We start from the raw sequence: 14,560 nt of genomic DNA, 5'->3' as shown, positions 1-14,560 counted from the left end.
CCGCCGAGGTCCATGAGGGCGGGTGCAACTCGACAGATACTGCCGCCTTGTTCCCGTCCTGGTGAAGGCAGGAACGCTGCCCACTCAACCAGCGATCAGATCGGCGGCTGTCTGGCGCACCGTTTTTTGCGACAACCGACACCCTCAAGCCAGGGAAGGCTTGAGCAGTCCCTTTTGAAGTTGGCCGAGATACTGCGGCAGCTGTTAATCAGTTACCGCTGGCTTCTGACGGCGAGGCCGCCCCTTTTAGGGACGGTGACTTCCTCTCCGGCAATTCTGGTGCAGTTACCGTGCACCTGCGATATCGGACACCATCGATGGCATTACGACCCGCTACCGGGTCCTTCGGGACTACTGTGAGTGTCTGTCACTGCATGTAACGTCACTTGATCGAGTAGTCGTACGTTCCTGGAGTCCCCCGGGACTTGGTTACCACCACCGCTTTTTACTCCTGTTGCATAGCGACGGGCGAGATCTCGAGTAGATAGAATTCGAGGGATTCTCTGGTGCTGTTTGCGAGGATTCGTTGCTACACGACGCTAAGGGCATTCGCCACAGAAGCTTGCGAGAGGATGCCGAGGTCGTTACCAGAGTTTCGTCTCCCGTCCGAGTCACTGCCATGCTCTGAGATTGGATCAAAGACAGTTGGCCTCTGCACAGAACGGCCCTGGGCATTCACACGCTCTTGGGACGCGAGTAGGGCCTCGTAGTTGGTACCAATCCAACGTGTCCTGATCATGGTGTCGAGAAAACCTGGGGCGAGATCGCGACCGAGGGCTGCAGCCAATACGTGGGCCGCAAGACGAGGAGGTATGGCATTCCCGATCTGTTGGGACACATCCTTGCCCGACCACGGGTAGTCAGCAGGAAAGGTCTGGAGCCGGCCCGCCTCTGAAACATTGAGGCGATCTAGTTCGCCCTGGTTGGAGAAGAGTCGGTTCCGGGAGACCTTGCCGGTAACGGTAAAAGCTGGTTCCTTGGAGGTGCGCCGACCGCGGGCCTTCGGATCACCACCAGTTCCGTAATTGGAGACCAGTACGAAGGGCTCCGTGCGGTCTAGAGTCTGGCCTATGCTCTTGCACGGCAGTAGCGCAGGTCGATCTGCGGAAACCTTGACGGCCATCTTCCTGAACCTCTGGTGCGTTGGAGCGGGCAGCACGGGCGTGCGGTATCGGTTCGCGATTAGTATGGCGCGGCGGCGGGTTTGTGGAACCCCGTACTCTTCTGCATGGAGTATGCCGGTCACTGTCTTGTACCCGAGTGATTCCAGGACCTTCGCCATGGCCTTCCACACGGGCAGCACCGCCGGTACCTGCTCTAGGACGATCACCTGATAGGCATTCCCCGCTTCGTGGGCCTCCAGCGCCCATCTCAGCGGCTGCAGAACCAGCCCCGTTCGCTCATCGTCCAAGGAGGCAAGCTCGGTCGTGACATCGTCCCCGCTTGCCATACGCTCGATGAAGGACAGAACCTGGTCCAACGCCTTGCGCCCGGCACCAGCTCCAGCAACGGTGTACGTTTGGCACGGAGGCCCACCCGTAAGGATCGTCGCGTGGGGAAATTCTGATGGACCGTGCTCCCGGACATCACCGTGAACGGTTCCAAGCCCAGCGGCACCTCTGGTTGCGCAGGCATTTTCGTCCCATTCAATACCGGCTACGGACAATCCCATCCAGCGCGCAGCGACATCCAAGCCACCAGGGCCAGCGAATAGATCCACCATTTGAGCAGTTGACTGAGGAAGGGTGGATTGCACGAAGGTCATGGAAGACGATCTTATCCTTCGACTGGCCACTGATGGGCCCGTCGTGAAGTTGTCCTGGCCTCATAAGGATCAAAACCATGCACGACGAGCTTGGCTACTGCTGCCGCCACAGGCGACCGTCATTTATTGACTGTGACTCGGCTCACCGTCACAATAAATGAACGCTATTCATTTGAAGCGCATGGTCCGTGTCGTACTCAGGCTCACGTACCAACCCCCAGCACTTCAGGATCCCGGTGACCCCGTAGATCCGGTCGCGGCTTCGAAGTTCTGCGGCGTCGCAGCTTCCCAGCACACACCAGCAAGACCACCAAGGATTCCCAATGACCCCCACGTTTGAAACAGATACACCGGCAGGCGAGAAGCCTGTGGGGCCCACGTCCACGGAGCCAACCAACCAAGGTTGGCGCCGTGTCCTAGGCGTTCCATCCCTGGTCCTGCTGGGCTTGGTTTACATGGTGCCGCTGACGATCTTCAGCACCTACGGCATCGTCGTGGAACTGACCGGCGGGCGGCTCTCGGCTGCCTATGCCGTGACCTTGGTAGTCATGCTGTTCACGGCTCGATCGTATGGCCGGATGTCGCAGGCGTTCCCGTTCGGGGGATCCGCTTACACCTATGCAACCCGTTCCTTCGGGCCGGGCCTTGGCTTCATGGCCGGGTGGTCGCTCCTGCTGGACTATTTGCTGCTGCCGATGATCAACTACCTGCTGATTGGCATCTACATGGAAGCCGCCTTCCCGGCTATCCCGGCCTGGGTGTTCATGATCGTCTCGATTGTGGCTGTGACCGTGCTGAACATCCTCGGCATTACTGCGATTGCGAAGGCCAACTTTGTGGTGGTGGGTCTCCAAGCGCTCTTCATCGTGTTGTTTGTGGCGTTGGGGCTTTCCTCCATCACGGAAACCGGCAGTGTTGATCTTCTGGCGCCCTTCACCGGGGCCGAAGGTGCCGAGGGACTTTCGCCCGTCTTCGCCGGCTCCGCCATTCTCTGCCTCTCCTACTTGGGGTTCGACGCCGTCTCAACCTTCGCGGAGGAAACAAAGGACCCGAAGCGGAATCTGCCCCGCGCCATCATGATCACCACCATCCTGGCCGGCATGATTTTCCTGGGGCTTGCGTACATCAGCCACCTGGTTCTCCCGGTCAGCACCTTCAAGGACGTGGACTCGGCGGCCATCGAGGTCATTGGCGCGGCTGGCGGCGAGTTGCTCGTGGCCTTCTTCACGGCCGCCTACATTGCCGGCAGTCTCGGGTCAGCGTTGACCTCACAGGCCTCGGTCTCACGAATCATTCATTCCATGGGCCGCAGCGGAGTGTTCCCGGCAGCGTTGGGGCGGTTGCACGAACGATTCCGGACACCCGTCCTGCCGATCCTTTTGACCTCCGCTGTCTCGCTACTGGCGTTCGTATTGGACCTTTTGACCATCTCATCGCTGATCAGCTTCGGAGCGCTCGTAGCGTTCTCCGTGGTCAACCTCGCCGTCATCAAGCACTACTACTTCGACCAAAAGGCCCGAGGAGCTCACGGCGTGATCCACAACCTTGTGCTTCCGGGCATTGGGTTTGTACTCACGATCTGGCTGTGGACGAGCCTGAGTGGTTTGTCGTTCACGTTCGGACTGATTTGGGCTGGCGTGGGATTGGCCTATCTGGCATTCCTGACGCGAGGGTTCCGGAAGCCCGCTCCGCAGCTGGACCTGAAGGAGTCGTAGGTTTCCGGAGCGGAAGCTCAGAGGATCTTCGCCAGTCGGGTGCATTCCTCCCACAGCCTCTTCCGCGCCGCCGGGTCCGACCCCATGCCCGGCGTCGGCAGTTCCTTGCGCTTGGCCCAGAGCTTGCCGGACACCGCAGCAGTCTCCGGCGAAGTGGCCAGCCAAACGGGCGTATCCGCCGCTTCCTCGGCAGGCTTGCCCAACGTGTTTGTCAGCCAGCGGAATGGGCCGCCAACGTCCTGGAGCAGCCCTGTGTTCTTAACGAGGCCCGGGTGCACGGCATTCACCACAACGTTTGAGCCCCGAAGACGCTCCGCGAACTCCTGCGTTAACAGAACCCGGCCAAGCATCGTTGGTGGGGTAGCGCGCATGTAGCTGTACTTGCGCTTGGTGGTCTGAAGGTCGTCGAAATCTATCTTGGTAACCGACGGGCCACCCGAATACTTCGACGCGATATTGACCACCCGCGACGTCCGGGCATCGTTTTCACTCGCACCTTGTTTCAGCGAATCCACGAGCAGGTTGGTGAGCAGGAAATAGCCCATTACGTTGGTGGCGAACGTGACTTCAAGGCCGTCCGGGGTCACTTGTCGTTCCTTGCGAAACACGCCGGCAGCGTTGACCAGCACGTTGAGCTTTTGGTGACGGGAATGGAACTCCTCAACTGCCGACCGGATTGAGGCCTGGATAGAAAGGTCACACGCAAGCGGCTCCAGCGCCGCGTTGGGGACCACTGCCTGGATGTCGCGAATCGCGTCTTCTGCCCGCGCTTCTGAACGGCCAAGCACGACGACGGTCCCTCCTTCGCGGGCCAGCGCAGTAGCGATGGCCTTGCCAAGGCCGCCCGTAGCGCCCGACACGAGGGACACGCGCCCATTCATTGATGCCATAGCAGGATCACAGCACTTCCGGACAAGTTTGGCGAGGGCTTTTGGGTGCAGGTTTGCCTATTACTTGGGCTGCTTCGCCTTGGGTGCTTTCGGTGCTTTGGGCGGCAATTTCGCCACGTTCTCAAACGCCTTGGCCACCCATTCAGCCGTTTGTTCGGCATCGTCCTGCCACGACTCAGGAAGGCCGACGTATCCACCCATGGGGCGTTCTGCGGGACCGAAGGGCTGGGTTTGGTGATTGGCCTCCAATTCCTGCTTGTCGGCCTCGGAGAGCTTCACGCCGATGGTGGGGCCAAACAGGCCGGCAAACATGTTGCCGTTGACGAAAGCGCCGAGGTTCCCGAACATCGGCTTCACCTCCACCTCCGGATTTTCGGGGACGGCCGAGAGGAAGCGTTCTTTGTCCGCCTCTGAGGGCTTGGGCATTTGCATGGAATCGTCCTCCTGGGAGCGTTTTGACTGAGTGGGAACAGTGTTCAAAGGCCGGAGATTCGCTCCGCGATAAATCTGGCGTCTAAACCCACACCACCGACTATCGCTGAATAGTGCCGCGTGAGCCAGGGCAGCCCGACGACGAACAGTCCAGCTGCCTCCATCACCCCACCCACGTGCTTCGGGTAGCCCCACTCATCAACCACCGGCATGTCAACGAAGCTGAAGTCGAGTTTGTACCCGGTTGCCCACAAGACGGACGTGATGTCGGCGTCGGCCAGGTTCAGCTGCGCCGGCTCCGTAGGCAGCCAATCATCCGCGGCTAAAGGTGGCTGCGAGGGCGCATCAATGCCCGCTGCCGCAATGTAAGCATCAATCGCCTTTCGTGACCGCTGTCCAAACGCGGACTCGAGGGTGGCGAGGCGATCGGGGAGGTCGTCGCTGAAGGTGATGCCGCCGTCGTCGATTGCTTCAACATGGCCATGCAAGTGCATGCCGCGGCGGCCGAGTTCGCGGAGGTGGATGCTGTGGCCGCCGTCGATGCCCGAGAGTAGAGGGTTGGGTGCGAATCGCAGGGAGGGGGAGGGGAGTGTCTTGGCGGTAAGGGCGTTGACGCCGAAGTCGGGGCCGTGCTTGCCCGTTTCGAGCATCCAATAGATGAGGTCCTGGCCCCGGTACCGGCGGGGCGCTTCGGGGACGATCGAAACCGCGAGGTGGACGTCCCGTCCGGCTGCGTGGAGTTCCTCGGCGATCTGGCCGCCTGATTGTCCGGTGCCGACGACGAGCACGCCACCGTCGGGTAGTTGCTCGGGATTGCGGTAGTCGTGAGTGTGCAGCTGGGTTACACCGCTTGGGAGCTTCGCGGCGAGAGCCGGAATCTTGGGAACTTGGTAGGCGCCCGTTGCAAGAACAACGTTGCGCGCCTGCAAGCTGCCCAGAGACGTCTCAATCTGGAAGCCTCCGTTCGAGGTCGGGGATAACTTGGTCGCGTCGACGCCGGTGTGAACCGGCGCTGTGATCAGCTCCGCATACCGCCTGAAGAGGTTCACCGCGGCATCGCGGGGGATGAACGCGTCCCGGTCGTCGCCGTCGTACGGCATCCCAGGGAGGTCCAGCGAAAGGTTGGGAGTGTTCATATAGAAGCCGTCCCAACGATCCTGGAAGGCACCGCCCAAAGTGGCGCGCCGCTCGAGGATTTGATGCTCGACGCCGAATTGCGTGAGCCAGTAGCTCGTCGTAAGGCCGGCTTGGCCTGCGCCGATGATGACCGTGTCAGGTGTCGGTCCCATGGGGTGAACGTTACGCTTGCGGGCGGCGTTTGGGGATGGGCGAAGAAGTTTTGAAAAGACGTAGGCTTTCCGGAAGACAATCTGGGGGGATGATTTGCACATGTCGACCACAAGCTTGATCCGGGCTCTCGATATCGCAACGTGGGTGGTGGCGGCCCTTAGCCTGGTTCTGCTCTTCAGCGGACTATTGGACAACCTCTGGGCAACGGCGTGCCTGATAGCGACTGCCGCTCCGGCGATTTCCAGCTGGGTGATCAAGGAAAGGCTCCAGGGTGTAGGCAAAGGCGACGAGGGGCAGTAACCCCGAACGGGGACTGCCTCCACAACACACCTGATGGATAAATATTTCCCAGCACTAGCCATCTGCTCAAAACTCTGTAGACTTGACGGTGTTGTTGTGTTTGGCATTTGGTAGTTCAGGCAGTCCCCACGGTCCCTCTGGATCGTGACCTTCTGAAGTAACGGTGGAGAACACCCCACACCGGAGACCCGAAAGTCGGGAGCATCTCCACCTTCAGTAAGGACTGAAAAAAATGGCTACAGGTACCGTGAAATGGTTCAACTCCGAAAAGGGCTTCGGCTTCATCTCTCCTGAAGATGGCAGCCAGGACGTTTTCGCTCACTACTCTGCGATCAACTCCTCGGGCTACCGCTCCCTCGAAGAGAACCAGAAGGTTTCCTTCGACGTCGAGCAGGGCCCCAAGGGTCCCCAGGCAGTAAACATCCAGGCTATCTAGTCTTCGGATAACTAAGAAGCAGGGCCGGTCACTGACCGGCCCTGCTTTTTTGTCTGCCCAAGTGGGCCTTTACACAAATTTCGTCATCCGTGACCAGACAAAGACGGACACCAGGGCAACAAGGAGCAAGCCCCCGGCCATGGCGGCCAGGCCGAGTTCGAGCTGCACTGGGAATGGCGGGCGTGGACTGAACCCACCCCAGTAGTTGAAGACGCCCTCTGCAGCGGCGGTAAGAATATTTCGTGGATCGTAGGGCCCAGCGAAAGGTGCCACCATCAGCAGCCCGCCGGCGGCCAAGCTCGGTATCAGCATGCTTCTGGCCACGAGTCCGACAAACAGACCCAGTAGCCCGAACATCATTGCCGTAGATGCACTGAACGCAATTTGGACTGCGGGGCTTTCAACAGCCACTGTTGCCACAGGGTAGGGAAAGCTGCGATCGACAGCGGGTAGAGAGGCGGCTCTGACGATAGGCGCCGCAGCAAGGCTCAACGTCGCCGCGGTCAGGATCGCAGCCAGGGAAACGGCTACGACAGTCGCCGCCTTGGCAACGACGTATGACGTTGCGCCTTGTATGACCACTCGATCCTTCAAAATACGACGGCGGGCGTCGCCGGCCGCCACGCCGCACCCGTACACGAAAAAGAGTAGCGGGATGACCAAGAAGGTGATCATTTCAAGTCCGGTTCCGACTCCATTCGCTCCTTCGAGGGCTTGGTACGCAAGGTAGGCCCTTTCGTAGTCATAGCGAAGTGGATTGTCCACCAACTTCTGACCGTCCTGAACCACCAGGCTCATGGGCTGTTCCACGGCCTGAGCCAGGGACAGTCCGTTGGCTGCTGCTTGTGCTTCAGTCGCCTCAAGACGAGTCATGCTGGCACCGACGTTGCTGGCACTCCCGGTGAATGCGAATACGAGAGCCAAAACCAGGCCACAGAAGGGAAGCCAGAGCATTCTGCTCCAGTGCTGGTATCTCAGTTCTGTTCTTATGGAACGAAGCAGGCTATTCATCAAAATCATCACTCTTGAAAGCCTCGTTGCCTGGATCCCGATGAACCTTGCCATGTCGAATGGTGAACTCAGATGAGGAAACGCTGCGGTAGAACGCGGATTCGTGATCTGAGATCAGTACACAGTTGGTGTCGGCGCTGGATTCCAGCAAATGCAGCAGGCCCTCTCGACCGGATTTGTCCAGGCCAGACAGCGGCTCATCCAACAAGATGCATGGTTTCCGTGCCGCGAAGGCAGCTGCTATCTTGATCTTTTTTCTTCGTCCGAGAGAGTAGGTCGCAGACCTCTTCTTGAGAAGATCATTATTGAAGAACATCCGAACTGCAGGAGTTTCCTCAATGGCTTCTGAAGATGCATCTAGAAGAGCCCGCAGATTCTGCAAACCTGTGAGTCGCCCGTGCAATGTGGAATCATCAAAGGCTACGGCAATGTTCTTCAACAATGATTCGCTATGCCAGAGAATGCTTCCTTGGTATCGTTCAAGCCCAGCCAAACACTTCAGCAAGGTGGTCTTGCCGCTCCCGTTTTCACCCCGAAGCACGTATATGCCGCTTGAGGGAATAGTCAATGATACGTTGTGCAACACGTTTATTCGGCCGTACCGTTTGGAAAGATCTGTTATGCGTAACATGAGTCCTCGTTTATGAAGGGGCCGGCCGCTCAGGACCGGCCCCTTTGGGCACTAAGTCCGTTGACTAGCCCTGCCACGCATACCAGGCGCCGTCGCCGTATACGTTTGCGCTCTGGATGACGGTTGAGTGATAAATGTTGACATTTCCCCAAGGCGTGGGGGTGCCTACGCCTGCGTCGGTCAATGCTCTGAAAGAGTGCTGCCAGTTGCTCACATAACTTCGATTGATGCCCAGTGCCTGAACCGTGTTGAACCCGAAAGCACCAACGCGTTGATAGCCGTAGCTACTCGTCACCCGGCTCCAGGGGCTCATCAGCTGCATGGGCCGGAGTTGCCAGGGCTGCGATGAATACTGACAAACATATTGCTGTGATGCTAGTGCGAAGTTTCATGATCTTGTGTCCCCCATATGGACATGATCTCAAGTGCCACACAGGCCTACTTGATTGAGATTTTCCCAACACCTTCTCGGGCATTGAGCTTGGTTTGAGTGCATTAACAAGTTGATGCTAGCGAAATCACTTTCACTTTTTCGGTCGCTGTTCCGCTAGCCGTTCAAGTGATTGAGCAATACTCTCAACCCCAGATCTGCATTTGTCAAACGTTCACATTGGGAGCAGCACAAACAATCCAAGGGTTGTTTCAGTGTGATCACTGAGTTAGCAAAGCGTTCACCACCTAGAGGAGACGCGCCACCACCTACTTTTGGCTAAATCACCACCTAGAGGGCCCGAAAACGGGCTGTGCAAGGACGAATTACCACCTAGTTCAATTTTCTCGCTCTATCGGTCTAAGAGAGCTGCGTGTGTAGATTCATAAAAGCACGTGAGGGCGAAATATGATTCTCGAGCTTCGATGATCTGGCTACTACGCAGAGGTGAGCGGGTGCATCCCGTCTGCGGCCAGGTGGTGGTACCCACTACTCTGCGATCAACTCCTCGGCGTCCCGTTCCGTCGAAGAAGACCAGGAGGGTTCCTTCGACGGAGAAGCAGGGCCGGTCGCTGACCGGCCCTGCTTTTTGTCTGCCCTAACGGATATATGTACTAGTAGGCAATCGGCGGTTAGAAAACATATCCACATAGTGAATTACACCCATGTAATTCCCTTCCAGCCGTCCGTAGCGTGGGACTCAATCACCCACTACGCGAGGGATCCAGATGAAGACTGCGAGCACTGCCCACCTAGCCTCACACCACCTAGACCGGCCGCGTAAGCACCTAGTTTGGCCGAAATCACCACCTAGAAGCCCCCAAAATGGCCTGTGCAAGGCCGTTTTGCCACCTAGTCCTGTTTCGTCGATCTAGCCTGCGAAGTGAGCCGCATGTCGGGCGTCCACAGAAACAGAAGGTCAGGTCGAGTGTTCGATTCAGAGGTTCAACGAATCCTCGATTTCGTTGCACGCGGCATAGGAGTGCGCGTCGTCGGTGCCCCTGGAAGCGGCAAGACCGCCGTCGTAAATAACGTGATCGCTAACCTGGAGAAGACGGGCGTCTCCGTCCACTTCATCAGCGGCATGCGCACGCACCGCGGTATTCCGTACTCGGCCATCAAGGGGCTCGGCCTGGACCTGCGCCCGGGTCGAAATGGTGTCTTCGATCTTGCGGACGTGTTCGCCGCGCAGTTGGCCAAAACCGGAAAGCACCTGATGGTGGCTGACGACATCCACCTGGTGGACAACGAGTCCCTGGCTGTCCTGGAAGCAGTCCGGCGCCGCTCTGACTGCCCCTTGGTGGCCACCGCACCGGAGACGTGGGCATTCTCAAAGGGCCAACTCGCTGTCCTCAACCAGGGCCGCGAGGCTCATATGCAGCTGGACCCTCTCCACTACGAGCAGGTCCACATGCTGATTGCCCAGGTGCTTGGTGCGCCTGCAGATGCGGAGGCAACCGCCCGTATACTCACCAAGTCCGCGGGAAATCCCCGGCTCATCGTCCGGATAGCAGAGACGGCCTCAATGAGCGACCTCCTTGTTCTGCGGGACAAACAATGGCGCATGACCAGCCACACCCTATGGAACGAGCACCTTCGGGGAACGTTGGAAGCGCTGCTGGCGGAACTCACCGCCGAGGAGTTCACGGCCCTCCACATCATCGCGATACTTGGCACTGCGCGTATCGATATCCTTCAGAAGGTCATCAGCGCAGAAATCCTGGAGAACCTGGAACGCCGCGGATTTCTGTCCGTGATGAACGATCACCACGGCGGGGCGATCGCCGCCATTAGTCCACCGGTGATCGCCGACTATTTCAGAGGAGCGAAGATGCTCCGCGACCGGCATCTGCTGCGAAGCAAGATCGCGGGGATACTCGAGACCGCTCCCCAGGTGGCTGGCGAAAATTCTTCGACGACCGATTGCCTCACCCAGCTTCTCGCCGAACTCCGCCTTGAGAAGGGCGACGACGACGCCGTGACCGCTCGCCACATCCACGACCACAACGCAGCACGTGAACGCACCCGGTTCGAACGCTGGGAAGGCAACAAGACCGCCGCGAACGCGGTGGCGCTCCTCCGTACGTATTGGGGCGCTCCAGTGAACATTCAGCGCGCCGTCCGTGTCTGTGCGGAAACAACAACCGCCGACGCCGATCCATCAGACCTGCTGTTCCTCACCATCACCGAGGCGATGCTCGCTATCCATACGGGCCTAGGTCCAGGTGCCGCCGTCGAGATTCTGCGGTCCTTGTCGGCGGCCCACCCCGAGCATGAAACGGAAGTCGCCAACGCGGTTCTCTTTCTCAGCGCATCCCATGGTCGTGTTCAGCCCACCGACGGGCACCATCCAGAGGGTTCAGATCCGCAGCCCGGCATGCGGAACCTGGTGAGCGGGCTACTGGAGCTATACCGCCTGCGGCCCGAAGCTGCCGCCAAAGCAGTCGAGGGTGACGGGGATGAAGACGCCTTCACACACCTTCGCCCCTTTATCCGGGGTTTCGCGATGTTCGCCGCCGGCCGGGTGGATGAATCACTAGTCTTCGCCCTGGAGTGGCGTGCCGAGGCCCGCAAGAACCTGGATCAGTTCGGCATAGTCACCAGCAGCTACATTGCTGCCCACGGGCTGCTCTACCGCGGCAACTTCGAAGAGGCCGAATACCTTATGAGCAGCGTCTTCGCCATGGGCCGGCCCGGGTTTGTGGTCGACTCCTTGTACGATGCCATGCTGCGGCTTGCCGGGCTGAGGCACGCAACCAACGTGGTCTCACCGGCTTTCTCCATCGCCGCCCAGGCACGGGAAGACGTGCACGATATCGGACCGCTTCCCGGCATTGGTAAAGGCGCCTACGAACTCATCGCTCACAGCAGCGCCCAACCCGCAACGTTCGATCGCAAGGCAACCAAGCTCGTCAAACGACAGCTGAAGAGTGGATACGTTCTGGAAGCCATGATGACGGCGTTGCTGTGCACATGCCTGTGTCCAGGGCGGCCTGTTCTGGAGTTGCTGCAGAAGATCCTCAGGGAGTGCGGAATAGCCGTCCACGACAAACTCCTGGCCATTGCCGCCGCTGTTGTTGAGGGAGACCACCAGCTGCTGGGCCTCCTCCTGAAGCACTACGAACCCGATCCCGACACTTACCAAATAGGGATGCTGCTCCGCGGCGCACTCAAACGCCACGTCATCGAAGGTGACAGTGTCGCTGCCGACGCCCTTGCCCAGGCCTCGTCGATGTTCGCGGTTCGGTTCCCCTCGGCCAACGAACAACTGTCCTTCAATACCTTCAGGACTACGCCACTTACTGAAAGGGAGATCGAGGTGGCTGTACTGGCGGGACACCGCTCAAACGTCGAAATCGGCGAACACCTAGGCATCAGCGCCAGGACCGTGGAGAACCACATCTCCAACGCACTCAGGAAAACCGGTGCAACGTCGCGGAACAGTCTCTTCATGCTCGTGGGGAATTCACTTCCACCGCGCTGACCCGGGATACGCTCGGAGTACCTCCTGATCATCGCCCATTTGCGGCGTTGTCAGCCTCCCAACGAGTGAAGGGTTTCCGTGAGCAATTCCCCGGCCTTGGCCCGCAGGCTCGGCACCTTCGATGCCTCACTCATCGGCCTCGGCTCCATGATCGGTGCCGGCGTGTTCGCTGCGTTCACCCCCGCTGCGGCAGCTGCAGGATCGGGGTTGCTGGTGGGCCTGGTAGTGGCAGCCTTCGTGGCCTTCTGCAACGCCACGTCGTCCGCTCAACTCGCCGCCGCCTACCCGACATCCGGCGGCACCTATGTCTACGGCCGCGAACGACTTGGGCCCTGGTATGGATTCTTGGCCGGGTGGGGATTCGTTATCGGCAAGACAGCCAGCGCCGCTGCAATGGCAATGACGTTCGCAGCCTATGCCGCGCCGCAGGGTTGGGAACGCCCGGTGGCGATTGCCGCCGTCGTACTCCTGACGGCAGTGAACTATCACGGCGTAACCCGAACAGCCGGCCTGACCCGGATCCTGGTGGTTGCTGTGTTGATTGCGCTGGCCATCGCAGTCGGTGCGGTGTGGGGTGGATCAGGGCCTGACTTTGGCAACCTGGTGGGGGAGGGGCTACTGGCCCACGGCTGGTACGGGATTCTGCAGTCGGCCGGGCTGCTGTTCTTTGCCTTCGCCGGGTATGCGCGGATTGCAACGATGGGCGAGGAAGTCCGGGAGCCGCGTCGCACCATCCCTAGGGCCATCAGCATCGCGCTTGGCATCACGATCCTGGTTTATGCGGTCATCGCGGTCACGCTGCTCGCCACGCTCGGTTCCGACGGAATCGCGGGGAATACGACGCCGCTCGCCGCCGCCGTCGAACAGGGAACCTTTGCGTGGGCTGCTCCCGTGGTTCGCGTCGGAGCTGGGATCGCTTCGCTGGGCGCACTGCTGGCTCTGATCGCCGGGTTGGGTAGGACAAGCCTGGCGATGGCCCGTGAGCACGATCTTCCGCATGCGCTCGCCGCCGTCCACCCGAAGTACAAGGTGCCCCACCGTGCCGAAATGACGCTGGCGGTGGTCATCTGCGTCATCGTTGCGGTGGCTGATCTGCGGGGTGCCATCGGCTTCTCATCTTTCGGCGTGCTGCTCTATTACTTGGTGGCCAACATCGCCGCGTTCACGCAACCAGTCGAGGATCGTCGCTATCCGAAGGCCCTGCAGGTTGCTGGAGCGGTGGCGTGCGTGGTGCTTGTGGCGACGCTGCCGCCTCTGTCTGTGGGGCTTGGAGTCCTCATGTTCGTGGTTGGCATCGTGTTCCGGCTGCTGCGGCTTCGCCGGGCTGGGCACGGCTCCACCTGGGGGTAATCGGGTGGAGCCGTCCATTACCGGATTTCAGGACTAGGTGTTGGGAAGGGATTCTTGCGCGCTGTCGGCACCTCTGGCCATGTACTTGTAGAGGCTCAGAACAGCCGCCGTTAGGGCACAGACCACAGCGACAAGGCCTGTGGTCTCTTGAATCGGCACGGCAAGGTGCGGGCTCAGAGCTACAGAATTTGCAAAACCCGCGCTGGCGAAGATGCCTGCCCTGAGAACAAGGAGCCGGTCCGGATTCATGAAGTGAAGTGCGATTGGTCCGAGGACACCAAGGATCAGCACTCCGATCATTACTGAGTTGAGAACGATACTGGGGTTGAGCTTTGACAAGCCGACGGGTGGTGAATTGAGCCCGAGTATGACCGTTGAGAGGCCCGAGCAGGCCGCGGCTGCCAAGCCCAGGATGCGCAGTGCAGGCGAAAGGTCGTGAGTCAACATGAGGCAGTATTCCGGATGTTGTTCAGTGCTGGGAAGATTCCGATGGACTTGGACAGCCATTCGACGTTTCTAAAGTTCAACTCGTCCTCATTCAGAGCCGTTAGTGATATTGGGAGCTCGCACCCACCAAAGTTGGTCGTGGCTCTTGAGGGTTGGGCACGACTCCACCTGGGGGTAATCGGGTGGAGCCTGCCGTAATGCCTCCGACGCCGGGGCGGGTGGGGTTTCCCGCCGGACACCGGGATCCCGCCCCAGAGGCACAAGAAGAGACTATGACCGGATTTCGGGACTAGGTGTTGGGAGGGGGAAACTAGGTGCTGAGCACGCCCGGTTTGTGTGGTTCATGGCCCAAGATGAGTGGAGATTCGGCGGCCCTAGG

Annotated in this window: 12 protein-coding genes; 5 read left to right on the top strand and 7 right to left on the bottom strand. The window is 59.5% G+C overall.

The window, feature by feature from the left end; all coding sequences use genetic code 11:
• Positions 1-529 precede the first annotated feature (529 nt).
• Positions 530-1,723: a DNA cytosine methyltransferase gene (locus tag ACNQOP_RS15705; RefSeq protein WP_416405043.1), complete on the bottom strand. Its 1,194-nt coding sequence runs from the start codon at positions 1,721-1,723 to the stop codon at positions 530-532.
• 365 nt (positions 1,724-2,088) lie between these two features.
• On the opposite strand from ACNQOP_RS15705, the gene ACNQOP_RS15700 reads away from it, so the two are divergent.
• Positions 2,089-3,480, top strand: a complete 1,392-nt coding sequence (locus ACNQOP_RS15700; RefSeq protein WP_416405042.1) for an APC family permease — start codon at positions 2,089-2,091, stop codon at positions 3,478-3,480.
• Between the two features lie 17 nt (positions 3,481-3,497).
• Here the strand turns inward: ACNQOP_RS15700 and ACNQOP_RS15695 are convergent, their stop codons facing one another.
• The 3 genes from ACNQOP_RS15695 to ACNQOP_RS15685 form a co-directional block, all read right to left on the bottom strand.
• A complete protein-coding gene (locus ACNQOP_RS15695) occupies positions 3,498-4,349 on the bottom strand; it encodes an SDR family NAD(P)-dependent oxidoreductase (protein WP_416405041.1) in 852 nt (283 codons plus the stop codon).
• An 81-nt stretch (positions 4,350-4,430) separates the two neighbouring features.
• Positions 4,431-4,802, bottom strand: coding sequence for a TfoX/Sxy family protein (locus ACNQOP_RS15690; RefSeq protein ID WP_416405040.1), 372 nt, complete (start codon positions 4,800-4,802; stop codon positions 4,431-4,433).
• A gap of 44 nt (positions 4,803-4,846) precedes the next feature.
• Positions 4,847-6,091 (bottom strand): flavin-containing monooxygenase, encoded by a 1,245-nt coding sequence (locus ACNQOP_RS15685; protein ID WP_416405039.1) that lies wholly within the window; start codon positions 6,089-6,091, stop codon positions 4,847-4,849.
• A 100-nt stretch (positions 6,092-6,191) separates the two neighbouring features.
• Between ACNQOP_RS15685 and ACNQOP_RS15680 the strand changes: the two genes are divergently transcribed.
• Positions 6,192-6,392, top strand: coding sequence for a hypothetical protein (locus ACNQOP_RS15680; RefSeq protein ID WP_416405038.1), 201 nt, complete (start codon positions 6,192-6,194; stop codon positions 6,390-6,392).
• A gap of 232 nt (positions 6,393-6,624) precedes the next feature.
• Positions 6,625-6,828: a cold-shock protein gene (locus ACNQOP_RS15675; protein WP_011773907.1), complete on the top strand. Its 204-nt coding sequence runs from the start codon at positions 6,625-6,627 to the stop codon at positions 6,826-6,828.
• 69 nt (positions 6,829-6,897) lie between these two features.
• On the opposite strand, the gene ACNQOP_RS15670 is transcribed toward ACNQOP_RS15675, so the two are convergent.
• Both ACNQOP_RS15670 and ACNQOP_RS15665 read right to left on the bottom strand, forming a co-directional pair.
• A complete protein-coding gene (locus ACNQOP_RS15670) occupies positions 6,898-7,701 on the bottom strand; it encodes a hypothetical protein (RefSeq protein ID WP_416405037.1) in 804 nt (267 codons plus the stop codon).
• A gap of 130 nt (positions 7,702-7,831) precedes the next feature.
• On the bottom strand, positions 7,832-8,470 hold the full coding sequence (locus ACNQOP_RS15665; protein ID WP_416405036.1) for an ABC transporter ATP-binding protein: 639 nt from the start codon (positions 8,468-8,470) through the stop codon (positions 7,832-7,834).
• Positions 8,471-9,828: 1,358 nt separating this feature from the next.
• Here ACNQOP_RS15665 and ACNQOP_RS15660 point away from each other — a divergent pair.
• Positions 9,829-12,384 (top strand): LuxR C-terminal-related transcriptional regulator, encoded by a 2,556-nt coding sequence (locus ACNQOP_RS15660; protein WP_416405035.1) that lies wholly within the window; start codon positions 9,829-9,831, stop codon positions 12,382-12,384.
• 78 nt (positions 12,385-12,462) lie between these two features.
• Positions 12,463-13,734 carry an APC family permease gene (locus tag ACNQOP_RS15655; protein ID WP_416405034.1) on the top strand — a complete coding sequence of 424 codons (1,272 nt, stop codon included), beginning with the start codon at positions 12,463-12,465 and terminating at the stop codon, positions 13,732-13,734.
• A 33-nt stretch (positions 13,735-13,767) separates the two neighbouring features.
• Here the strand turns inward: ACNQOP_RS15655 and ACNQOP_RS15650 are convergent, their stop codons facing one another.
• Positions 13,768-14,181 carry a hypothetical protein gene (locus ACNQOP_RS15650; protein WP_416405033.1) on the bottom strand — a complete coding sequence of 138 codons (414 nt, stop codon included), beginning with the start codon at positions 14,179-14,181 and terminating at the stop codon, positions 13,768-13,770.
• Between the last annotated feature and the right edge of the window lie 379 nt (positions 14,182-14,560).

This window comes from Arthrobacter sp. LFS091 (assembly GCF_047977885.1).
In the GTDB taxonomy this organism is placed as follows: Bacteria; Actinomycetota; Actinomycetes; order Actinomycetales; family Micrococcaceae; genus Arthrobacter.
The sequence above is the reverse complement of the archived record's forward strand: the minus strand, read 5'-3'. Positions and strand labels throughout refer to the sequence as shown.